This is a genomic window from Paenibacillus sp. ISL-20 (assembly GCF_018613005.1).
Classification (GTDB): Bacteria; Bacillota; Bacilli; order Paenibacillales; family Paenibacillaceae; genus Paenibacillus_AQ.
In genome coordinates this window covers 168,052-191,798 of record NZ_JAGGRD010000023.1, presented here as the reverse complement: position 1 = coordinate 191,798, position 23,747 = coordinate 168,052, and the positions used below count along the sequence as shown (strand labels likewise).

Sequence of the window (23,747 nt, the reverse complement as noted above, 5' to 3'; positions counted from 1 at the left end):
CATATGCAGGTTTATCATAGGAAGCATTTTACGAACGAAGGGGGAGAATCGCGGATGAAAAAAAGAACGAGGTTGGTAAGTATCGTGTTAGCTGCGATCATGCTGCTGCTTAGCGCGTGTAACATTAACATGGGTGAGGAGCCTGATAAGGGGACGGATTCCGTACCAAAGACCGATGTTGGTGTTCAAAAAGTGGTGTTCTGGCATGCGATGGGAGGAGCTAATACCAAGGTGGTTGATCAATTAGTCGCCAACTTTAACGCTTCACAGGACAAGGTGCAGGTAGAAGCGGTGTATCAGGGAACCTATGATGACCTGTTAAGTAAACTGAAGGCGTCGATGGGCACAAACGAGGGACCCTCCGTGGTCCAGATGTACGAGATCGGCAGCCGGTTTATGATCGATTCCAAACTAATTACACCCATGCAGGAGTTCATTGATGCGGATCAGTGGGATGTGTCGCAGCTAGAGCCTAACATCAGCGGGTATTATACATTTGAGGATAAGCTGTATTCCATGCCTTTCAACTCCTCTAATCCGATACTGTATTACAATAAAGACCTGTTCAAGGATGCAGGGCTCGATCCGGAAAGTCCGCCCAAGACGTTTGAAGAACTGAAAATCGCGGCAGACACGATATCGAAAAAAGGGAAGGCGGTTGGAGCGAATTTTGCTATATACGGCTGGTTTATGGAGCAGTTGTTTGCTAATCAGGGTGCGGAGTATGTGAACAACGGCAATGGCCGAGACGATCTGGCGACCGAGTCACTGGTCAATACCGAGCCTGGCGTAAAGGTGCTGACTTGGTGGAAGGATCTGATCGATTCCAAGGCAGCCAATAACCTGGGACGTAAAACCGATGATTCCAAGAAGGCATTCTCGGCCGGTCAGGTCGCCATGATTCTGGACTCAACCGCAGCTTTGAAGGGACTTGTGGATAGCTCGGAAGGCAAGTTTGAAGTAGGCACAGGCTTCCTTCCGAAGCCGGAAGGAGCGGAAGAAGGCGGTGTTATCGTGGGCGGAGCAAGCCTGTGGATGATGAACAGTCGTCCTGAAGCAGAGCAAAAAGCCGCATGGGAGTTCATTAAATTCCTGACCTCTCCTTCGGAGCAGGCATACTGGCATATCAATACCGGGTACTTCCCGATTACGACGAAGGCGTATGAGGAAGAAAGCGTGAAGGAGAATCTGAAGAAATTCCCGCAATTCCAGACGGCCATTGATCAGCTGCACCAGACGAAGCTGGTTAAAGCGACCCAGGGTGCCGTGATGGGCGTATTCCCCGAGGCAAGACAGATTGTGGAAGGGGCGATTGAAGAGGTGCTGAACAATAAAAAGTCACCGCAGCAGGCACTGGACGACGCAGCGAAAGAAATTACGACCAAAATTCAGGATTATAACCGTACCGTGAAGTAGTACAGATGGGGAGCCTCAAACTCAGGAGAGACAGGGAGTAACAAGCCGATCCATCAGGATCGGCTTGTTGGTTCGTGGCATGAATGCTCAGCCAACAAACGATTCACCGGCAGTTTCGCTTAAGCGATACATTCTTAGAAAGAAATCCACCTCAACCACAAGCGAAAATCATGAGTACCTGCGTTCTCTTGAGGCTATACTGGTGGTGTATGAGTTTACAAAAGAAATGCGAAAGCGTATACTCAGACAAAATAACCGTTAATTATAGTACCTCACCGAATAACAGCCACTTCGTGAGGAAATTCCCTTCCTCGTGTTAACATTCACATTTAGGGCGTATATAACGTTATTCGAAGCTGAATGCCCCTATCCCGGCAAGAGTGCGATTAATCGCACTTATCGGATGGAGGGCATTTTTTCATATCTTGGAGGACATAGACAGGAGATAGACAAGATGAGCAGATTGACGAAGGAATTGGCGCAAGAAATTGTAACACGGACGATGCGAGTGATTCATTATAATGTGAACGTCATGGATGAACGGGGGCGGATTATCGGTTCTGGCGACCGTTCGCGCTTATATCAGAAGCATGAAGGGGCGCTCATTGCGATTGAGAGGAAGGGTCGCTTCGAGATTGACGAGGAAAGCGCGCGCAAGCTGCAAGGGGTGCTGCCCGGAACGAATCTGGCCATTCACTTCCAGGGCGAAGTTGTTGGGGTCATCGGCATTACCGGCGATCCGAACGAGGTGACCAAGTACGGCGAGCTGGTGAAAATGACGGCGGAAATGTACTTGGAGCAAGCAGATCTGCTGGAAAAAGCCCAATGGGATAAGCGGATGAAGGAGGATTTCCTTCAGTCCGTCATTCATGCGGACGGCAAGGATAACGCCATGCTGCGCCTCCAGGCGGAACGGATTGGCTTCCATCCGGATAAGGCACGGGTTGCATGCATTATGGAGCTGACCGGTGCGCAGGACGCGAATTCATTGTCTACGCTCAAGCAGGTGGTTGAAATATTGGAGGGTCGGCCCGCCATCGACCTGATCGCCATTCATAATACGCGCCAAATCGTGTTGTATAAGCCCCATCTCCATCCGCGGGAGCCGAACGCCGATATATGCGAAGGCATCCGCCATATTCGCAGGCTGCTGGAGGAGAAGCGGATTGCGCCGCTCCGCATTGCGGTTGGCAAGGCGTATTCCGGCATCGACGGCTTAATCGCGTCTTACCGTTCCGCTCAAGATACGATGCGGGCGGGCCAGGCGATATTCCCGGAGCAGACGGTATACTACGGCGAAGATATGCCGAATGAGACCGTGGCAGCGAACGTTACGCCCTCGTGGGTGGCGGAAGAGCTGCAGCGGCTATGGTGGCGGTTCGTGCAGGAGGATAAGAGCGGGGAACTGCAGCAGACGCTGGAGGCCTATTATGATGAGAACGGTGAGCAGCAGCGCATTGCCGAGCGGTTGTCGATTCACCGGAATACGCTTCGCTACAGGCTGCAGCGCATTCATGAGGCGACCGGCAAAGACCCGAAGCATTTTCGCGATTTATATACGCTGATGACGGCCCGCTGGCTAAGCGCGCTGGAAGAGAGGAAGCCGGAGAGTGGCGGCGTCTGGAAGGAACATGCATGATTTGTGCATTTGAACAAAAAACATGCTCTATAAAGCGCTTTATTTCATTTTTATGCATGATGAAGCGCTTTCAAATTACAGGTACAGTAATAGTATAACGAATTGAGACAACACATTAGGGGGTCTTGACTATGGACGTATCTGTAACTGTACTTGGTGCTTTGACGGCATTGGTTGTGGCGATTGTGCTTATATTGCGTAAAGTCCCTCCGGCCTATGGCATGATGATTGGGGCACTTGCCGGGGGGATCGTCGGCGGAATCGGGCTGGTTGATTCGGTGAATTTGATGATGGATGGCGCGAAGGGCATGATTCCGGCCGTGCTGCGCATCCTGGCAGCCGGCGTGCTTGCCGGCGTCCTGATTGAATCGGGCGGCGCGAAGACGATTGCCGAAACGTTGATCCGCAAGGTCGGCGAGACGCGTGCGCTGTTTGCGCTGGCGTTCGCGACGATGGTACTGACGGCGGTCGGCGTATTTATCGACGTCGCGGTCATTACGGTGGCGCCGATTGCGATCGCGATTGCGCAGCGCGCCGACTTGTCCCGCATGGCGATATTGCTTGCCATGATCGGCGGTGGGAAGGCCGGCAACATTATGTCGCCGAATCCGAACGCCATCTCGGCGGCAGAGGCATTCAATATTCCACTGACATCGATGATGATGGCAGGAATCATACCGGCTGTCCTTGGGCTTTTTGCCACTTATCTGATCGCGAAGCGCCTGTCCAAAAAGGGAACGAAGATCACGGGTCAGGAAAGCGTAGACGACGGCGCTCAGCAGCTTCCGAGCTTCCTGGCGGCGATGATGGCTCCGATCACGGCGATTGTGCTGTTGGCGCTGCGCCCGCTGGCCGGCATCGTCATCGATCCGGTTATCGCGCTGCCGGTCGGCGGCCTCGTTGGCGCCTTGTGCATGGGGCGCATCAAACAGATCAATCAATTTGCGGTATCGGGCTTGGGCAAGATGTCGGGCGTGGCTGTCATGCTGCTCGGCACGGGGACGTTGGCAGGCATTATATCGAATTCGCAATTGAAGGATGTCGTCATCGACAGTCTGGCCTCCTCCGGTTTGCCGGCTTACTTGCTTGCGCCGATAAGCGGCGCGTTCATGTCCTTGGCCACCGCTTCGACAACAGCAGGTACCGCGGTCGCCAGCTCGGTGTTCGGCTCGACGATTATGGGGCTTGGCGTTGCTTCCCTGGGCGCTGCGGCGATGATTCACGCCGGGGCGACCGTCTTCGACCATATGCCGCACGGCAGCTTCTTCCACGCAACGGGCGGAAGCGTCAATATGGCGATGAAAGAGCGGCTGCGTCTTATTCCGTATGAGACCGCAATCGGTCTCGTCCTGGCCGTCGTATCGACATTGGTGTTCGGCGTGTTCGGCTGGTTCTTGTAATCTGCGGCAAAATGATTGTTCAGGCAGTTGGTTAAGACTGATGGAGAGGGAGTGGAGAGAATGAAGGTTGTAATTGCCCCAGACTCATTTAAAGAGAGTTTATCCGCATTAGAGGCATGTCATGCCATAGAGAAGGGAATGCGCGCCGTGTATCCCGAAGCGGATATCGTCAATGTGCCGATGGCTGACGGCGGGGAGGGCACGGTGCAGTCTTTGGTGGATGCGACAGGTGGACGATTGGTTCACCGCGAAGTGACGGGACCGCTTGGCACCCCCGTGACCGCGTTCTACGGCATACTTGGTGACGGGAAGACCGCGATTATCGAAATGGCGGCTGCCTCGGGACTAGCGCTTGTGCCGCCGGAGCAGCGCAATCCGCTCACGACGACGACGCGCGGCACCGGCGAGCTTATTACCTCGGCGCTGAACGAAGGCGTCAGCACGATTATTCTCGGCTTGGGCGGCAGCGCCACGAACGACGGCGGCGCCGGCATGGCGCAGGCGATCGGGGTGCGGCTGCTTGACGTCGATGGCTCGGAAATTGGCCATGGCGGCGGAGAGTTGCATCGCATTGCACGCATCGATACGGGCGGAGCCGATCCGCGGCTGAAGCAGGTTGCCTTCGTGGCCGCGTGCGATGTGGACAACCCGCTGACCGGCGAGCGTGGCGCCTCGGCCGTATTTGGCCCCCAAAAAGGCGCCGATCCGGCCATGGTACAGCAGCTTGACGGCAATCTCGCCCATTATGCGGTGATGATTAAGGCATGCTTGGGCCGCGACGTGGCCCAGATTCCCGGCGCTGGCGCAGCCGGAGGGCTTGGCGCCGGTATGCTCGCTTTTTTGGCCGCTGAGTTGAAGCGGGGCGTGGATATCGTTATCGAAGCGACGGGGCTGGCTTCGCAAGTGAAGGATGCGGATCTCGTCATTACGGGAGAAGGCCGCATCGACGGCCAGACGATTTACGGCAAAACGCCGATGGGCGTGGCCAAGACGGCTAAGCGGTACGGAGTGCCGGTCATCGGCATCGCGGGCTCGCTTGCGGACGGGCATGAAGCGGTGCTTGAGCATGGCATCGATATGGTGTTCACGATTGTGCCCGGCGTATGCAGCCTGGACGATGCTATAAGACAAGCCGCCGCCAATATGGAGCGTACAGCTCGCAATATGGCGATGACGTTAAAATGCGGTAGCAAGTTGGCTTGTATAAGATGACGATTAGAGGCGGGCATGATGGAATTCGAGTATAGGATTTGATTGGAAATCCTGTTGCTTTGGCACTAGGGTATAACGTAAACATCTAAGAATTTACGTAGTTTCCGGTACTTAAGGGGGCGTCCCATAAGTAAGTCTGCTTACTCGATGAGACGGCGTCGAGACAGCTACCATCCCAAGATGCTCACCAAAGTCATCGTCTACGCTTACACACAACGGATCTAGAATTACGTCAAAGAGAGAAATGGCGGTACAGGGCTGATCTCCCTGGAACCGCCATTCCTTTATTTTGCTGTTTTTTCATCAATTGACCGCCGCCGGGATAGGCACTCGCAAAGATTCGGTCGTCCAAACGGGTTGATGGCTTCATTGACGATGCAAACCAGATGGTGCCTAAGGGATATCTTCCTCCAAATCCATTAATGGTTTGGATAGCACCTCCATTTTACCGAAAAACGGTTTCTTTGCGTCTAAAAAAGCAAGAAATCTGCACGGCGTAGCGGAGAGGACGAAACGATTCCGGACAAGCGTCAGCGCTCGCCTTTGCCCCCACATTTCGTCTTTACCCAGAACCATTCCAAGAAATGTGGGGGCAACAGCGATGGTAGGAACGATTCGTACATGGAGCGTCTTCTAACAGCAAGAAGGGGGCCTCCTGCAAGATCTAAGATCTTTTGGGACAGCCCCTTGTGGTCGTCTTACCGTGACTCCGTGTAATATTCCACGAGGAAATCACGGAAGGCAATCGCGGCCTTGGACAAGTACCTGGATTCCAGCCATGCCATTTGGAATATGCGGCGGGCCAGTGGTTCTTGTATGCTTAGCTTCGTCAGCTTTAATTCCTCGCTGCTTCTGCATTCACCGATTAAAGCTACGCCAAACCCGGAACGGACCAGATCGGCTATGGTTCCGGGGTCCTCCACCTCGCAGACGACCTTTGGGTGAAAACCAGCTTGTTTGCAAAATTCATTATTCATCTTCTGATACGGATGACCTTCTTTATAACCGACAAACGATTCTCCTGCAGCCTCGCTTAAGTGAATTTGATTTTTTTCGGCTAAGCTATGGGTGGGGGGAACGGCCAAGAACACTTCTTCGACGAGCAAAGGCAAGCTGCGAATATCCGGGTGCCGGATAGGCATAGAAGTGAGAAAGAAATCAACTTCGTTATGTTCAATGGTCTGAACCATATCCTCCATCGAAGACTGAATGATATGAAAGTTAACTTTCGGATGTTGGCTTAGAAACAATCTTAAAGGCTCGCGGAGCTGCTCCATGTTGGATAAGGCCAGATGAATGCGCCCATGCTCCAGTCCCGCCAGATCCTCGACTTGCCGCCGTCCCTCCTCCAGCAGTTGCAGAGCTGCTTTGGCTTTTGCCAAAAATGCTTTGCCATACGGATTGAGGCGGATCTGCCGGCCTTGGCGTTCAAATAACGGAGCGCCGAGATCCTCCTCGAGTCTGGAAATGGTCTTGCTGAGCGCCGGCTGAGCAATATGGAGCTCCTCTGCGGCTTTGGTCATATGTTCAAGTCTTGCTACGGCTACAAAATACTTCAGCTGTAACATTTCCATAACGGTTCTCCCCCCTTGCTTATATACTCCAGTATATATATACATAGACAATTTTGTATTTTTTATTATCTATCGATGATTATAGAATGATCTCAGAAACAAGATCAAGGGATTTATGAAAGGATGATCGATATGAAAGCCGTAGCATTTAGTGCGATTGGACCGCCGGATGTCCTGCGTGTCTTGGAATTTAAAGATCCTCAGGCTGGTAACGGTCAGATAAGAGTTAAAGTCAAGGCAGCTGGCGTACAGCCAGTTGACTGCGGGATAAGGGGGAGCGGCTGGGCACCGCCTAATGTGACATTGCGGATGCCGCAAATTCTTGGCAATGAGTTCGCCGGAACGATAGATCAGGTAGGTGAGGGGGTCACCGGCTTTGAGGTTGGTGAGGACGTCATTGGCTGGTCTTTACTCGCCTGCTACGCGGAGTATGTGGTGGTCAGCACAGATCAAGTTGTGCGCAAGCCGGATTCCATGCCGTGGGAAGAAGCGGGCGTGCTGACTGCATCTGGGCAAACTGCCCATACGGCCCTTCAGGCGTTAGGAATAGGTGAAGGCGATACCGTTCTGATACATGCGGCAGCAGGTGGCGTCGGTTCTTTCGCCGTCCAAATCGCTCGTGCCTGGGGAGCACGGGTCATCGGAACGGCAAGCGAGCGAAATCATGATTATCTTCGTTCACTGGGTGCAGTTCCTGTTGTTTATGGCCCAGGTCTTGTAGACCGGGTCAAGTCCGCCACCCCTGAGGAGGTGAGTGCCGCGCTGGATGCCGCTGGCGAAGAAGCGCTGCTGGCCTCATTGGAGCTTGTCGGCGATCGGAGCCGCATTGGCACGATTGTAGCTTTTGATCGGGTAGAAGAACTGGGCGTTCGCGCGATCCGCAGTCAGCGATCCAAGGATCGATTGGCCGAACTGGTTCAATTATATGAACAAGGGAGACTGAAGATCCATGTGTCCCGGACGTTTTCGCTGACCGAGGCGGCAGAAGCGCATCGCACCGTGGAGTCCGGCCATGTTCGGGGGAAGGTCGTGCTGCGGATAGCGATGGAGGAATGATTCGTACGCGTAGCGTCATACAAAAGACGGAGGGGGCGTCCCAGACTAAGGTCCAGGAAGAAACTGGTCCGTGGCAGCGTGTTAACTTTTTCCTTCACGATATAATGGACATATACATAAAGAGGAATGGACGTGGAGGATTTTATGAGAAAACAGGGTATGATGGCAGTAAAAATCTCATCGCTGTTGATATTTGCTGTCCTGGTGGGATGCGATGCCGCTAATAATGCGGAGGAAGCAGTAAAGCGGGAGCTTGATCAATTGGCACAAGTCGGGAATATGGCCGGCGATTCAGCGCTAGCTATCAGTGATCAAGTAAAGCGGGAAGGGAAAGAGTTCGAGTTGACGACGGCTCAGGAAGTCGGCACAGCCGAGGGACTGGCCATCGACCATGCTGTAGGCAATGTTGAGCTCATCGCTGTACCCGGTGATGAGATCAAAGTGAAAACGACCGTGTGGTTTAACGAAGGCTTCTTCAAGAATGACAACATTCGTACCCAGGTTACGGAGCAGGCCGCTACTTCCTTTACGCTCAAGGACGACATCCTGGAATTAAGAACGCACCCTATGGAGGACTCCAGCAAGAGTTTATGGGATTGGTCGCAGAAGCAATTCGGCGACTCCGGATTCATGATAGATTATGTGATCGAAGTACCGGAAGACCTGCAGCATATTCGCATCAAGAATGATGTTGGGAAGATTCTGGTGAACGAATTGAAGGGGGATTTTGAACTTCAGTTGGGAGCCGGGGAAATTCAGCTCGCCAAAACGGAAATCACGGGCAATTCCAAGATCGTATCCGAAGCGGGCAGCGTGAAGCTGGACCTTGAGCAGATCGATAAGGACAGCACGCTGACGGCCAACACATCGGCAGGAAGTATCACGGCCATGTTTGCGCCGTCCATGAAATACACGCTGGATACCGAAACCGAGCTTGGACAGATTACTGGAGCAAGCCGGGGTCAGAGTGACATAAACGGCGGCGGAGCGAAAATATCCCTGACGACCGCTCTTGGTTCCATCAAAGTTAATCCATAAGCGGCACATGATAGCTAAGAGCACATGCCAAATTCCATAACGAGATCACCTCTTGGATAATCGGTGAAACTCTTTGAGTCTCCCTAATATATGGTGATTTAGGATCAAAAAAACAATCACGGATGTAGATCATCCGCGATTGTTTTTTTGTATGTTAAACCACAGTGTGGATGGGCAATGGGCCTTACATTAATTTCAGCACTTGGCACAGCTGATATAGATAGTGCACGCCGCGTATTTGGTTATGGTTGCGGTAGTTAAGGTATACCAGCGTGTCCTTGAGCACTCGTCTCGCGTTATCGACTTGATGATGCTCGAGTTCATGCAGTACATCCTTGATGACCTCCAGCGGGTAATTCGCTGAGCGGAGAATCCGAATGATCATGATCTGCCGGATCTGGGCGCCATCGAACTTCCGATAGCCGTTTTCCCGATCCCGAGGCAGATGAAGTACGCCTTCCCTCTCCCAGTGGCGGATGGCCGAGGTGGGAACGCCGGTCTCGGCCGCAACCTCCCCGATGGTCAGCTCTCTTTTTCGGCCACGGGTATCGACAACGTCAAGCTGCTCGGTTTCCAGAATGCGGATGGTCCGCTCCGCGAGGATTTTATCCTGCTGGAGATTGGCTTGGACCTCATTTACGATCCAGAGCGCTTCATCCAGCTCCTTCTCCTGCAGCTTGACCATCACTTGCTTCGTAACGTCTACGCCGAAACCGGGAAACATGGCTCGGATGCACTCAAAGTAAGCGGCATGCTCCTCGGTATATATCCGGTATCCGTTCGGAGCACGCTTCGCGGGAGGAACAATCCCCCACTGCTCATAGTGCTTGAGCGCACTTGTGGTAATCCCCAATTTCTTGGCGATATCAATTGGTCTGATACCCACGACGTTCCCCCTTACCTCATGCGGATCTGCCTGCATCCTTTTCCTGGGGGATTGTATCATGAAGAACGGTCAATGAAAAGCCTGCTGGGAAAATAGCGGTATCATCGTCTTGATCTATGTCACCATATCAAGATGATTGCCGTTACAAAATGTTTTTAACCTGTAAAGTATTATTTTGGGTATTAAAAAAGGAGTCTTAGATGGTTTATCTAAGATTCCTTCGTTTGCTGCTGTTTCTGACGCTCCAGATAGGCAGCGACCTTCATGCGGTTTCCGCATGTTTTGGGGCTGCACCAGCGCCTTGTGCCATTTTTGCTATTGTCGTAAAAGCGAAGCACGCACGCCGGATTTTCGCATTTTTTCACCAGTTTCAGGTCATAGGTAGTTAAAAAGTCAACGGCAGAGGCGGCGATCGGGGTCAACAGATCCAGCGGCTTGCGAAACAGCATCCGGCTTTTGCGGCTGTACGCGCTGCCTTCTGCCACAAGCGTTGTGCGAATGATTTGCTCCTGCAGCAGCCCATTGACAAACTGTAGACTTGCCTCCGTTGAGGTTTCGTTCACACTGCCCGGCTGAATCAGATTAAAGAGGTGGTCACGGAGCAATCTGGCGGCCTCCACGATTCCGGTTTCCTCCTCGGAGCCAGTCCATACCGCCTTGCGCAAGTTTTGCTCTACCTCGGTCAGCAGGTTAGCCTTGACCTGCCAATCCAGTAAAGCCTCGAAGTCATGCAGCAAATCCAGCGGCTGACCGTTGACAGCGATCTTGGTATTGACGAAATCCAGTATAGGATAGTTGCCAATAAAATAAAATTCGGGTGCGATTTTTTTTGGCATAGGTACTGCTCTCCTCAGAACATACGATAAGTACTTATTTGTAGCCCATTATATAGTCAATGCTGTGTTTACACAAATGAAACGGCATCAAACATTATACATAAACCTTCAAGCTCCGTGACGGCTTTTGATTTCGAAAACGGCGATAGATCAACCTTTTTCCGTTTGGAATTTTGTACTTGCATCAATGTTGTAAGATGGGTTTGTAAAATGAAGTATGGAGCTAGTTTCCACAATGAAAGAGTATGTTTTCGAAGCGAGTTTGATTGCGAAGATTCTCATGGAAGCTAAGCCAGACAAAACGAAGAGTATGCTTTTGAGGCGAGTTTTATAGCAAAGTGTTCCAATGAAGCTATGCTCCATAAAACGTTTAGGAGGTTCAAAAATGGAAGGAACGATTAAAATTCGCGGTGCCCGGGAGAACAACCTGAAGAATGTTTCGCTTGAAATCCCGAAATACAAATTGGTTGTTATGACAGGGCCGTCCGGCTCGGGCAAGTCCACGCTTGCGATGGATACGCTGCAGCGGGAGTGCCAGCGGCAGTACATGGAATCCATGGGCATGGTGTCGGACTCGGTCAGCAAGCCGAAGGTGGATTCGATTGAAGGACTATCCCCGTCGATCAGCGTGGGACAGCACATTACGAACCGGAACCCAAGATCCACCATCGGAACGGTGACGGATATCTACACGCTGCTTCGAATTTTGTTTGCCAAGCTTGGTGAGCGTACCTGTCCGTCCTGTGGCGATACGGTGATGCCTCATGTGGACGGAGAAGCCTATCACGGTCCAGCGGAGGAGGAAGAGATCAGCGATTCTCATGAGACGGTTCATTGTAGGCGATGCGGCCATGGTCTCGAAAAATTGACCATGTCGCATTTTTCCTTTAACAAGCCGGAAGGTGCATGCGAAACGTGCAGCGGACTCGGTCAAACGGTGAGTCTGAACGTGGATGCCGTGTTCCGTCCGGAATTAAGCTTAAGAGACGGCGGGGTGGCAACGTGGTACAGCGCTCTTACCGATTATAACACCAGCATCCTGAAAGCGGCAGCCAAGTATTACGGGTTCGCATTCGATGAGTTCATGCCGCTTCGGAATTATGAAGAGGTTCAGCGTGATCTCCTATATTTCGGCGTAGAGAGCGAGCAGTTCAGCCGGCATTTTCCTGAGATGAAGCCGCCGAAGTCCGTAGGACAAGGCAAGTACGAGGGTGTAGTCACCGGGATATGGAGAAGGTACCGGGAGAAGGGGAGCGAGTCCGGTGAAGCATCCCTGTTTCATGAGCATGTCTGTCCGGATTGTCACGGAACGAAGCTCAAGGAGGACAGCCGCCGCGTCCGGGTAGAGGGAGTCTCCATTAACGAAGTTAACGCCTGGTCGATCGGGGAATCCTTGAATTGGATGGAGGCACTGCTGAATAAGCTGACAGAGGACCAATTAACGATTGTCGAACCGCTCATTCATGATTCTGTCGTCAGACTAAAACGCATTATGGATGTCGGATTGGGTTACATGTCCATGGAGAGGCAGGTCGTCACCATGTCGGGCGGAGAAGCCCAGAGGCTTCGGCTCGCATCGATTCTGGGATCAGGCCTCACGGGGGTGCTGTACATTTTGGACGAACCGACAACGGGACTGCATCCCAAAGATACCAGGGGACTCATCCAGGTTCTGAAACAACTGAGGGATCTGGGCAACACGGTGCTTGTCATCGAGCATGACGAAGAAGTGATGCGGGCCGCTGACCATATCATTGATATCGGACCGGGTGCGGGAACGATGGGCGGTATGGTTGTCGGTCAAGGAACGCTGGTGGAATTGATCCGTAATCCCAAATCCGTGACCGGATCCTACTTCCGAGATAACACGATGCTTAACGCACCGAGTCAGCGCAGGGCTGGAAACGGAAGCCTGCTGACGATCGAGGACGCACATTTGAGAAATCTGAAACATATCACGACCTCTTTCCCGCTCGGCACTCTCATATCGGTGACAGGTGTATCGGGATCTGGTAAATCCACGCTATTGTTTGATCTTCTGGCGGAATCCGGAAGCGATCAATCAACTCCAAGCGGCTGCAAGGCCATCACGGGTTGGGAATCGGTAGGGCAGCTGATTACGGTTGACCAATCACCGGTATCCCGAATGCAGCGCTCCAACATTGCTACGTGTACCGATGTTTACACCCATATCAGAAACTGGTACGCCAGCTTGCCGGAAGCCAAGGAAAGTCAATTGACGGCCAAGCACTTTTCCTTTAACACGCAAGGCGGGCGATGCGAGACATGCCAAGGCCTTGGCGTGGTGTCCGTGCATATGCACTTCCTTCCGGAGCTGGAAGTACGCTGTCCGGACTGCAAGGGCAAACGGTTTAAGGAAGAGGTTCTCCGCGTGACCTTTAACGGTTACACCATCTCCGACATTTTGGATATGACCATTGAGGAAAGTCTGTCGATTCTGGAGGATCGACCGAAAATAATGGAATTGACCCAACTGCTCTGCGATGTCGGACTTGGGTATTTGAAGTGGGGGCAATCGGTGAGTACCTTATCCGGCGGTGAGGGGCAGCGGATTAAATTGGCCAAGGAACTTAGCAAAAAAACTAAGAATCACACGCTGTATTTGCTGGATGAACCTTCAACCGGGCTTCACCCAGGAGATGTCCGGCAGCTGCTGGTTCTTTTGAACCGCTTGGTGGACGCGGGGAACACTGTGATTTTGGTTGAACACAATCTGGATTTGATCTGGAATTCCGATTGGATCATCGATATCGGGCCTGGCGGAGGAGCTGCCGGCGGGTCTGTCGTGGCGACAGGAACGCCTGAGGACGTGGCGGCTGTGGAAGCCTCGTTTACCGGCCGTTTTATCAAAGAAATCTATATGTGACGGGTTGAACGAGAAGGGAGGAAGTTTGAATGGAGCAAACCGTAGATGAGAAGGGCAAGGTAACAAAAACCACGGTTCGATATTTTATCAAGCTGCTGCGTTCTTCGGGTATTCCGAAGCTGGTGCTCTTTCTGGCCATCGTGCTCAGTTTGGTTGGTGCGGTGACGGGACTGGTCGTCCCGCTCATCACCGGCCAATTCATCGATAACTTTGCGGCAGATTCGTTTAATATTCGCACGGTCGGCTTTCTGGCCGTTCTGTTCCTGCTGGAAGCTGTGGCGAGCGGACTTTCCTATTATATGCTTGCCTATGTCGGGAACCAGACGGTCAACAAAATTCGTAAACGGCTTTGGACCAAGGTGCTGGCTTTGCCGGTTCCGTTCTTTGACAAGCATCGCTCGGCAGAAACGATGAGTCGGGTGACCAACGATACAAACGAAGTGAAGACGCTGATCACGGATCATTTGATTGCTTTTTGTTCAAATCTATTGACCGTTTTGGGGGCCGTTGCAATCTTGTTTTACTTGGATTGGTGGATGACCCTCATTATCCTGATTGCCGTTCCGGTAGGGTTCGGCATATTAATGCCCATCGGCGGAAAAATGTACAAAATCTCCATCAGTATGTATGGACAGCTGGCCCAGCTGTCCGCCATGCTGACCCAGGTGATCGGCGAGATCCGCCTGGTGAAAGCCTCCAATGCAGAACGGAGGGAGGAGAACAGCGGGTACGAGGATATGGACAGCCTGTACCGTTTTGGCATGAAGGAAGCCAAGATCAACTCGGTCCTGATTCCGTTGATGTCGATGGTCATGGTCGTGCTGCTGGTGGTCATCATCGGTTACGGCGGCGTTCGCGTCTCTTCAGGGGCACTCAGCGCAGGCGAGCTGGTATCGTTTATTCTGCTGCTGTTCCAAATCATGTTTCCTTTCAGCCAGTTTGCCACTTTCTATTCCCAGCTCCAAAAAGTGATGGCGGCAACCGAGAGATTGCGGCTTATCCTCGAATATGAGCCGGAGAGCGACGATCGTGCGGTGCGCATGGCACCAGAAGGGCATCGGGACGTTGAATTTAAAGAGGTGACGTTTGCTTATCATGAAGGCGAGACGATTCTGTCCAAGATATCCTTTTCGATTCCTGCCAAGAAGGTTACCGCTCTGGTAGGACCCAGCGGCAGCGGCAAAACCACGGTGTTCTCCTTGATTGAGCGGTTCTACGCGCCATCCGGCGGGGAGATCTACTTTGGCTCGGAAGCGATCCGCGATTATACACTGGATTCCTGGCGGAGAAAGCTTGGTTATGTGTCCCAGGACAGCCCGCTGATGACCGGAACGATTCGGGACAATATCGTCTATGGACGGGAAGAGCCGGTCTCCGACGAGGAAATTGCCGAAGCTGCGAGATTGGCTTATGCAGAGGGATTTATCGAGGCACTGCCGAGAGGATATGACACGGAGGTTGGGGAGCGAGGCATCCAGTTATCCGGAGGTCAGCGTCAACGCGTGGCGATTGCAAGGGCGCTGCTGCGGAAGCCGGATATCCTGCTTCTGGATGAAGCGACGGCAAGCCTGGACAGCGACTCCGAGCATGAAGTGCAGAAGGCGCTGAACAATCTGATGGTCGAGCGTACGACCGTGGTCATTGCCCACCGTTTATCGACTGTCGTCGAGGCTGACCAGATTATTGTTCTGGAGAAGGGTCATATTACGGGAAGCGGGACGCATGAGGAATTGATCCGAAACCATCCAGCCTATGTGGAGTGGGCCAAGAAACAGTTCCAGACTGGGGAATAGGAACGGGGCAAGAAGGGTTATTTACTGGGAGAATCGAATACAACTAGTAGGTATAGCTTGAGCTTAGATGAGAATAGAGGAGTTGAGCAGAGCATGGCGCAGATCAAAATTTATGGTGTACGAGAGAGGCTGAACCCGGTCAAGGAGCCATTATCGGAAGTGATACACGCATGTGTGGTCGAAGCGTTTGAACTACCGGCGGATAAGAAATTCCATCGATTTTTCCCCATGAACCGGGAGGATTTCCACTTCCCTGACGGGAGAACGGATCGCTACACCGTGATCGAGATTAGCATATTTGAAGGCCGTACTGTGGAGGCCAAGAAACATCTGATTCGATTGTTATTCGAACGGATTCAGAATATGCTGCATATCGCTCCGCAGGATGTGGAGATTACGATATTTGAAACGCCGCAGCACAACTGGGGAATCCGGGGTCTTCCGGGGGATGAATTGGCACTGGGTTATAAGGTGAATATTTAGAACATCAAGGAAGTGCGAAGTGCTTAAGGGACAGTCCAAGCGACTGTCCCTGTTTATTTGTGTTGGAGAATGCAGGACTCCCCACATTCACTCCTTCAAACGTTCTATAATAAGATTTAAATCGGCAACCAGCTTGGTCATGATGTCGGCTGCATCTGAAACTTGCTTAATGGATTCAAAATGTCCCTGGAACGCTTCGACGATTTCATGAGTATGATCCGCCGTTTCACTTGTAAACTGGGTCATTTCATGTATGGACTGATTCATTTGGTCGGAGCCCGTGTATCGTCCGGATCAGCTCCGTGATTTCCTCAACGGAGGAGGATTGCTCGGCGAGCTTGCGGATTTCACCCGCTACAATCGCGAACCCTCTACCGGCCTCGCCGGCTCTTGCCGACTCGATGGAAGCGTTTAATGCCAGCAAATTCGTCTGGCTTGCAATACTTTGAACCACCTGCAATATATGTCCGATCCGGGCAATATGGTGGTTTAACGTATTTACCGCCTCTTGCGATCTAGTGACGGATTGACCGGTATTCCTGATCTCGGATACGATATTACCGATCATATGACTGCCGAACTCGGCCTGTCTGGCGGATTCTTCGGATGCAACTGCAGCTTCTGTTGCCGAAGTTGCCACATGCCGGATTCCTACGGCAATATCGCCAATAGCGGCGGTATTCATCTTCATAACATGCAACTGCTGATGTGCTCCGGCGGCTACTTGCTGAACAACTCCGCCAAGATGCTTGCTGATCTCTGTGCTGTGCCCTGATTGACTGCTTAGCTGCAGCGCCGTGTCATTCAACTCAAGGGAGGTCTGCGACAATTTCGACGTGATCTCCTCAATGATCGCGGCACGCTGCTGATGCTGTTCCTCTTTTAATAATGTTTCGATCTTCAGCGTGCTGAGAATTTGCCAGCTGGTTGCTGCCGATGTGAAGATCAGGAATAAGGCATGTATGAGCAGCATGGTGAGTGAATAACTGGTTGTTCCGAACACAAGTTCAGGAATGACCAGATAGCCAAGCAGATGGTGTATGGCAAATATAGCCGTCATCAATGCGATGAGTCTTATATTTTTATAATAGGGCCAGTGAGACTGAATTCATAAGCTTGTTTTTTTGTTTCAGCATAGAAAGTTCATCGAGCTCCTTATCTTTCGATATAATGACATGAAAACCTTGATACATCCTACCGTATTTGACTGGAGATAGTGTTTTCCTTCAAATGGAGATATATAATTTTTAAATATGAAAAATGATTCTATACGAGTTATTTATCGGTATCTCAATTCAAAATTTAAGAGGGGGACATTCCTTGACCTTACAGCAGCTGAAATACGCCATTGAGGTAGCCAATCGTGGCTCGATGAATGAGGCGGCCAAACGTTTGTTCATTTCCCAGCCCAGTCTGTCCAACGCGATTAAGGATTTGGAAGAAGAGCTTCGCATTACGATATTCGAGCGGACCAACAAAGGCATATCCTTGTCCAAAGAGGGCGCGGAGTTTCTAGGATATGCACGACAGGTGGTAGAGCAGGCCGAGTTACTGGAGGGGCGTTATCTGAATGCGAAGCCTTCTCCGCAGCATTTTTCGGTATCCACTCAGCACTATGCCTTTGCGGTCAATGCCTTCGTGAATCTGGTTCAGGAATACGGACAGGATGAATATGAGTTGGCACTGCGGGAGACGAAGACTTATGAAATTATTCAGGATGTTAAAACCCTGCGCAGCGAAATCGGCATTCTGTACCTCAATGAATTCAATGCCAAGGTGATCAACAAGCTGTTGAAGGATGCAGGACTGCAGTTTACCAGCTTGTTTACGGCGAGGCCGCATATTTTTATCAGCATCAAAAATCCGCTGGCGAAGCAGTCTATCGTGACCATTGACGAGCTTCAGAATTATCCGTATTTATCCTTTGAGCAGGGGGAATACAATTCGTTCCACTTTTCCGAGGAAATTCTCAGCACCTTATCCCATAAAAAAAGCATCCGGGTCAATGACCGCGCGACCCTGTTCAATCTGCTGATTGGTCTGAACGGCTATACCATTTCGACCGGAGTGCTGAGTGCTGACCTGAATGGGAACGAGATTATTCCGGTTCCGCTCGCATGTGATGAGACGATCAACGTTGGATGGATCAGTCATAAGAATGCGACCCTGTCCAAGCTTGCTGCCGCTTATGTCGAGGCGCTGTATGAAGCGATATCCACCTGATTTTGATGGGTATAGCTTCCGGCTATAGCTCATTACAGCAGCACGGAAGAACTGGTGAGCGATATCGTGAAGGCATATCGGGGCAAACTCAGGCATTCTATGACGCGGGATGCCGCAGCTTGCAGCTGGACGATTGCACGTGGGGGTGCGACAAGAATTACTGGGAAGCCCGTCAGCAGGAGGGCGTTGACGTTCAGGAAATTGCCAAGCTGTACGCCCATGTCAACCAGGAAACGGTGAAGGGATTCCTGGAGGATCTGATTATCACGACTCACGTATGCCGCGGCAACTATCATTCATTAAGGAGATTGCGGACGAGATTTGCAATTCGTAATCAAATAGTCGCCCATCATATCCCCCTTGGGAGGTATCGGAAAAGGATTCCGATAACCCTCTCAGGGGGATTTTTATTAGCGGTTGGACATGATCTGGTTACGGAATTCCCCCGGCGACATGTTGGTGAACTGCTTGAATACCCGGCATAAATAATGGACCTCCATTCCCACCTTCCTCCCGATTTCCTCCAGCGTCAAATCCGTGGTCATCAATAGACCCTTTGTTTTCTCGATCCTGACTTTAATAATATACTGCACAGGTGTCATCTTCATTTTGGATTTGAAGAAGCGGATAAAATAGTTGGGATTATAATGGATAAGTCCCGCCAATTGCTCCACGCTTACGTTATCGCTGATATGCTCCTCGATATACTGGAATACCGTGTTCAGCTTCTGCATATCAGGCAGCATGGACAGCGAGATTTGGCGATCGGGAACGATGTCAAGATAATGTCGGACAAGCTTCATCAGTATTTCGTTCCTTTGCAGTGGGGCGGTCCAAGTGCTGCTCCCATATGCATCGATCAACTCCTTGAATAACTGCTCCATAAATGACTCGTCCGGCACATCCAGCACGTGGGGAAGATGAATCAGCTGAAACAAGTTCAGCGTGTCCACCTTGGCGGTAAAATGGCACCAGAACTTCCTGTAGGTGTTGTCGCCCACGACAGAGATGGAATGAAGCGATCCGGCTGGCATGAGAACGATTTGCCCGGGGGAGGGATGATATTCTTGTTCGTCGATCTTAATCCAGCCTTCCCCTTCCCTTATAAAATAAAGGGCGTTATAGGACGGCCTCATATTAAAGAAGCGCCAGTTCTGGGACACTTTATCAACCTTGGCAATGGATAAGCGAAGGTTCGCGTTAGCGAGGTAATTCTGAATCAACTTCAGGTGGTTAATATCCATTGGCGGCCCCCTACCGGTTGTGTATTTTGGATACATTGATGTGTTTTTTATGCATTTCAAATCCGAGCGGCATTCATTAAGCTAAATGAGGAATCGCATTCAATGACATATCAAGGGGGAGGTAATGAATTCAAAGCTTAGGGCTGATCTGCCATTCCATCAGGATATCAAAGGAAATCGAGGAGGAATCGTTAAGGAATGAAGATGATGAAACGGATTAAGAAATTCGCAGTAATCGGATCCGCGATATTATTAATGACCGCATCCATTGCAGCTGCCGAACCTGTGGAAATCAGTAAACGGACGGTGACAGATCCTGCAATGGCAAATGCCACCGGGCCGACCGAACTTCAATCATCCGGACTGGCTGATGCTCCCTGGTCGGCCGGAACGCCTTTGGACGTGCTTAAGAACGATTTCAGCATATTTTATAAGGATTTGCAAGCGATTCCATATTTCGCTGGCGGCGGCGTTGCTGCAGTAGGGGACGCTGCATTCAATATCAACGTGCCCGATTATTATATTCCAGCCATCTCGGCAGCACGTTACGGCAAAGGGCGTATCGTTGTCGCCGGGAGTAAGGAGTATTTCAATCTGTCCGAGTCGGCGGGTGATGCCGCGGGTAAGCTGGCCCGGAATATTTTATGGTGGCTGACGGACGATGCCTCTACGAATCAAGGTCAAGGAAATGATCATACGAACCGCTATGAGGATGCATTAAGGAAGCCGGGAAAGAAAATTCGATTAATAACTACCTCTGCCGCTCTCACGGTAAATTCGGATTTACCCATTGAATTGGTGAAAATCGACAGTTGGGCTTCCGTAAACCTGAATCCGCAAAAATATGCGGCAGCCTATGTAGACCATACGATGAAGGATAAGGATCTGGAAGCGCTGGATCAATATCTACGGTTAGGCGGCGGCATCGTCGTGGCGGATAACCTGAGCGGCATCGAGGGAATAACGCGTGATACTCCTGAGGAAATCGTGCTTCAGGTCGGCAATCTGAGGGGAGCCAGACTCAGCCGTGATTTTGCGATTCAAAAGCTGCTTAACCGGGCTGGACTGACGCTGATGAACAGAGGTTCGGAGTCCAATGTGGGCGAATCGGCATTGACCTATGAGCAAGCCAACGATCATCATATCAAGACACGGCTTGCTCAAGGCAATGAAGTGGAAGAGGGAACGATCACTTACGATCAAATCAATATCGGTCCGCCGGGCACACCCACGAACAAAAAACAGGAGCGGCTCTACAATATACTAAACGAGACGCTCGAAACGTTATCCAGCGAATCCCCGCTGTACGCTTGGGCAGATACAGAGGCCGACAGCCTGCCGCCCGCCGAGTTCCCGATCCAAAAATTTCAGCAGCCCTATACGAATGCGCTGCATAACTTCCGTTTCAGTCATTTTACCTTGGATAAGGCCAACGAGAAATCTCCGTATGCCGACGCATTTCCGGGAGTAGTTTCGGAGGAAGCGGCCATCGTTAACGACCGTGAAGTCGAGGTCGACTTTGATTTCCCCAATACGATGTACACGCACGCCCTTCCGTCGAAAAATTGGATCAGTACCGGATTGTATGCACCCCCCGGTAAAGTCATTACGCTTGAAGTACCGGAAGGCGTGGAGCATTTAACGGTTCAAATCGGTTCGCATGATGACGATTTGAGAGGATCCGGCAAGTGGGAACGAGTTCCGCTTATCGTAAACCACCAGAAGCTGACCCCGGGCATCCATCAAGTCAACAGCCCATATGGTGGCTTCATATATCTCATTCCCCTAAAGGCGAAGGATGATTTTCGGGCAACCGTCAAGATCAGCGGGGCGGCGGAAGCACCGCATTACGTGCTCGGCAAGACTACGCTTGAGGACTGGGATAGAATTCGCACGGGGCCGGTTGCCGTCCCTTTTGCGGAGCTTCAAGGCGAAAGAATGATCCTGACGGTCCCCTCGGATTTGATTCGCCAAGTAACCGACCCGGAGGAGTTGATGCGGACCTGGGACGAAATTTACGACAGTTATGATGAACTGGTAGGCCTTGATCCGGACAGGGCGATGCCTCATACCGCTCATCAATTGAACCGCCGTTACGTCGCCGACGGACAGATCTCTTCCGGGGCGATGCATGCGGGATATCCGATCATGATGTCGTTCAGTTATGCGGCCAACCTGCTGGATGTCCATTATGTAAAAACAAGCGCTTGGGGATTCTGGCATGAACTTGGGCATGAATACCAGCAGCGGACATGGACCTGGAGCGATGTAGGGGAAGTGACCGTTAACCTATTCTCACTGTACACCCAAGAGAAGTATGGGAATGCCTCCGAACTATTGAAAATCGGGAATGACGGCAAGAATTACTATGACCGGGGAATCGAATTTGTAGAAAACCATGATCCGGCAAAAAAATACGGCCAAATCGGCAAGTATGAAAGACTGGTGATGTTCAAGCAGCTTCAGCTTGCTTACGGCTGGGAATTCTATACCCGGATATTCGAGAAATACCGCGAATTATCTCGCGACGAAATTCAAGGTACGGTGGATACTTTTGCCGTCATAGCTTCTCAAACGGCTGGGGAGGACCTGACTGAATTTTTCGACAAATGGGCAATAGGTCTGACGGAAGACGGAAAAGGAAGGATTGCTTCATTGAATTTGCCTAAGCCGCATACCGATATTTGGACGTTAAGAGAATAACCATGAAGAAGTCATCCTTTCTCAGTTGAGGAAGCATGGCTTTTTTCATTTATGCAATATAGCATATTTTTGTACGGGATATTGCATACGTGTGACTTTTTGCATACAATGGAATGGTAAATGATATGTACGTTAAGATACTTCGGATCCACGGGAGGAATTTCATATGTCCAGTCAATCGTTAAGCGCTTTCTTACAGGATAATCTAACGGAACTCAAGGAGCAAGGACTCTATAATACGATCCAGCCTCTTGAAAGTCCGAATGGCCCGCTTATTACCATTCAGGGTCGTGAATTCGTGAATTTATCTTCCAACAACTATCTCGGACTGGCGAATGATGAGCGATTGAAAGAAGCGGCGATCCGGGCTACGACCGATTTCGGGACTGGCAGCGGCGCCGTTCGCTCCATTAACGGAACGCTTGCACTTCATGTAGAGCTTGAGGAGAAGCTTGCCCAGTTCAAGGGAACCGAGGCGGTGCTGACGTATCAATCCGGTTTCAATTGCAATATGGCGGCAATCTCGGCGGTGATGGGTGCCGGGGATGCGATTTTGTCGGATGAGCTCAACCATGCGTCCATTATTGATGGCTGCCGATTGACCAAGGCGAAGGTTATTCGTTTTAACCATTCGGACATGGACGATTTGCGTTCGAAAGCACAAGAAGCGAGAGAATCCGGTTTATATAACAAAATTATGGTCATTACCGATGGCGTGTTCTCGATGGATGGCGATATTGCGAAGCTCCCCGAAATCGTGGAGATCGCCGAAACCTATGATCTGATTACTTATGTGGATGACGCTCATGGATCTGGCGTTCTTGGGGGCGGTGCAGGTACGGTGAAGCATTTCGGGTTGTCGGAGCGGGTAGATATTCAGATCGGCACGCTGTCCAAGGCGGTTGGCGTTGTCGGCGGGTATGTTGCCGGATCACGGGATCTGGTCGATTGGCTCAAGGTCCGCAGCCGGCCGTTCCTGTTCTCCACGGCGCTGCCTCCAGGCACCGTAGCCGCTTGTATTACCGCTATCGACATCCTGCAGAACAGCAAAGGCCTGCAAATGAAGCTGTGGGAGAACACCCGTTATCTGCAGGAAGGACTTAAGCGTCTTGGCTATTCTGTCGGTCGTACCGAAACTCCGATTACCCCGTGCATTATTGGAGATGAGGCAACCACCCAGAAATTCAGCACCAGATTGTACGAAGAAGGCGTGTATGTCAAATCGATCGTGTTCCCGACGGTGCCAAAAGGCACGGGAAGAGTTCGGAATATGCCAACCGCCATTCATACGAAGGAGATGCTGGATCGCGCACTTTCTGCATATGAAACCATCGGACGCGAGCTGGGTCTGATCTAA

The 23,747-nt window shown here is 51.3% G+C and carries 19 protein-coding genes and 1 pseudogene; 12 read left to right on the top strand and 8 right to left on the bottom strand.

The genetic code is table 11. The annotated features are described in order from the left end of the window. Window positions 1–54 precede the first annotated feature (54 nt). From J7E85_RS14305 to J7E85_RS14290, 4 genes are all read left to right on the top strand, one after another. A complete protein-coding gene (locus J7E85_RS14305) occupies window positions 55–1,416 on the top strand; it encodes an ABC transporter substrate-binding protein (protein ID WP_076324120.1) in 1,362 nt (453 codons plus the stop codon). Between the two features lie 454 nt (window positions 1,417–1,870). Beyond that, window positions 1,871–3,055, top strand: a complete 1,185-nt coding sequence (locus J7E85_RS14300) for a sugar diacid recognition domain-containing protein (protein WP_215158786.1) — start codon at window positions 1,871–1,873, stop codon at window positions 3,053–3,055. A gap of 131 nt (window positions 3,056–3,186) precedes the next feature. Further along, a complete protein-coding gene (locus tag J7E85_RS14295) occupies window positions 3,187–4,455 on the top strand; it encodes a GntP family permease (RefSeq protein ID WP_215158882.1) in 1,269 nt (422 codons plus the stop codon). Between the two features lie 60 nt (window positions 4,456–4,515). Next, the gene (locus tag J7E85_RS14290; protein ID WP_215158881.1) at window positions 4,516–5,667 is read left to right on the top strand and encodes a glycerate kinase; all 1,152 of its coding nucleotides are present in this window, start codon (window positions 4,516–4,518) and stop codon (window positions 5,665–5,667) included. 232 nt (window positions 5,668–5,899) lie between these two features. Here the strand turns inward: J7E85_RS14290 and J7E85_RS14285 are convergent, their stop codons facing one another. After that, window positions 5,900–6,037: a hypothetical protein gene (locus tag J7E85_RS14285; protein WP_215158784.1), complete on the bottom strand. Its 138-nt coding sequence runs from the start codon at window positions 6,035–6,037 to the stop codon at window positions 5,900–5,902. A 328-nt stretch (window positions 6,038–6,365) separates the two neighbouring features. Continuing rightward, window positions 6,366–7,241, bottom strand: coding sequence for a LysR family transcriptional regulator (locus J7E85_RS14280; RefSeq protein WP_215158782.1), 876 nt, complete (start codon window positions 7,239–7,241; stop codon window positions 6,366–6,368). A 132-nt stretch (window positions 7,242–7,373) separates the two neighbouring features. Between J7E85_RS14280 and J7E85_RS14275 the strand changes: the two genes are divergently transcribed. Both J7E85_RS14275 and J7E85_RS14270 read left to right on the top strand, forming a co-directional pair. Continuing rightward, a complete protein-coding gene (locus J7E85_RS14275) occupies window positions 7,374–8,297 on the top strand; it encodes an NADP-dependent oxidoreductase (protein ID WP_215158781.1) in 924 nt (307 codons plus the stop codon). 144 nt (window positions 8,298–8,441) lie between these two features. Further along, window positions 8,442–9,335: a DUF4097 family beta strand repeat-containing protein gene (locus tag J7E85_RS14270; RefSeq protein WP_251035712.1), complete on the top strand. Its 894-nt coding sequence runs from the start codon at window positions 8,442–8,444 to the stop codon at window positions 9,333–9,335. 184 nt (window positions 9,336–9,519) lie between these two features. Here the strand turns inward: J7E85_RS14270 and J7E85_RS14265 are convergent, their stop codons facing one another. Both J7E85_RS14265 and J7E85_RS14260 read right to left on the bottom strand, forming a co-directional pair. Then, on the bottom strand, window positions 9,520–10,221 hold the full coding sequence (locus J7E85_RS14265) for a MerR family transcriptional regulator (RefSeq protein WP_215158777.1): 702 nt from the start codon (window positions 10,219–10,221) through the stop codon (window positions 9,520–9,522). A 209-nt stretch (window positions 10,222–10,430) separates the two neighbouring features. Continuing rightward, the gene (locus tag J7E85_RS14260) at window positions 10,431–11,057 is read right to left on the bottom strand and encodes a CGNR zinc finger domain-containing protein (RefSeq protein WP_215158775.1); all 627 of its coding nucleotides are present in this window, start codon (window positions 11,055–11,057) and stop codon (window positions 10,431–10,433) included. Window positions 11,058–11,442: 385 nt separating this feature from the next. Between J7E85_RS14260 and uvrA the strand changes: the two genes are divergently transcribed. The 3 genes from uvrA (at window position 11,443) to J7E85_RS14245 (ending at window position 16,220) form a co-directional block, all read left to right on the top strand. Next, window positions 11,443–13,944 (top strand): excinuclease ABC subunit UvrA, encoded by a 2,502-nt coding sequence (gene uvrA, locus J7E85_RS14255; protein WP_215158773.1) that lies wholly within the window; start codon window positions 11,443–11,445, stop codon window positions 13,942–13,944. A 29-nt stretch (window positions 13,945–13,973) separates the two neighbouring features. Beyond that, window positions 13,974–15,737, top strand: coding sequence for an ABC transporter ATP-binding protein (locus J7E85_RS14250; RefSeq protein WP_215158771.1), 1,764 nt, complete (start codon window positions 13,974–13,976; stop codon window positions 15,735–15,737). 93 nt (window positions 15,738–15,830) lie between these two features. Next, window positions 15,831–16,220 carry a tautomerase family protein gene (locus J7E85_RS14245; RefSeq protein WP_215158769.1) on the top strand — a complete coding sequence of 130 codons (390 nt, stop codon included), beginning with the start codon at window positions 15,831–15,833 and terminating at the stop codon, window positions 16,218–16,220. An 87-nt stretch (window positions 16,221–16,307) separates the two neighbouring features. Here the strand turns inward: J7E85_RS14245 and J7E85_RS14240 are convergent, their stop codons facing one another. Then, complete coding sequence (locus J7E85_RS14240) at window positions 16,308–16,466, bottom strand: hypothetical protein (RefSeq protein WP_215158766.1); 159 nt, start codon at window positions 16,464–16,466, stop codon at window positions 16,308–16,310. Window positions 16,467–16,512: 46 nt separating this feature from the next. Continuing rightward, window positions 16,513–16,788: pseudogene (locus J7E85_RS35140) on the bottom strand (methyl-accepting chemotaxis protein); the annotation flags it as partial. A gap of 752 nt (window positions 16,789–17,540) precedes the next feature. Here J7E85_RS35140 and J7E85_RS14230 point away from each other — a divergent pair. Beyond that, window positions 17,541–18,443: a LysR family transcriptional regulator gene (locus J7E85_RS14230; protein ID WP_215158762.1), complete on the top strand. Its 903-nt coding sequence runs from the start codon at window positions 17,541–17,543 to the stop codon at window positions 18,441–18,443. Window positions 18,444–18,475: 32 nt separating this feature from the next. On the opposite strand, the gene J7E85_RS14225 is transcribed toward J7E85_RS14230, so the two are convergent. Together J7E85_RS14225 and J7E85_RS14220 are read right to left on the bottom strand one after the other, a co-directional pair. Then, window positions 18,476–18,718: a hypothetical protein gene (locus J7E85_RS14225; RefSeq protein ID WP_215158759.1), complete on the bottom strand. Its 243-nt coding sequence runs from the start codon at window positions 18,716–18,718 to the stop codon at window positions 18,476–18,478. Window positions 18,719–18,853: 135 nt separating this feature from the next. Then, window positions 18,854–19,687, bottom strand: a complete 834-nt coding sequence (locus tag J7E85_RS14220) for a helix-turn-helix transcriptional regulator (protein ID WP_215158757.1) — start codon at window positions 19,685–19,687, stop codon at window positions 18,854–18,856. Between the two features lie 198 nt (window positions 19,688–19,885). On the opposite strand from J7E85_RS14220, the gene J7E85_RS14215 reads away from it, so the two are divergent. After that, window positions 19,886–22,390 (top strand): M60 family metallopeptidase, encoded by a 2,505-nt coding sequence (locus tag J7E85_RS14215; RefSeq protein WP_215158755.1) that lies wholly within the window; start codon window positions 19,886–19,888, stop codon window positions 22,388–22,390. 166 nt (window positions 22,391–22,556) lie between these two features. Beyond that, the gene (locus J7E85_RS14210; protein ID WP_215158753.1) at window positions 22,557–23,747 is read left to right on the top strand and encodes a glycine C-acetyltransferase; all 1,191 of its coding nucleotides are present in this window, start codon (window positions 22,557–22,559) and stop codon (window positions 23,745–23,747) included.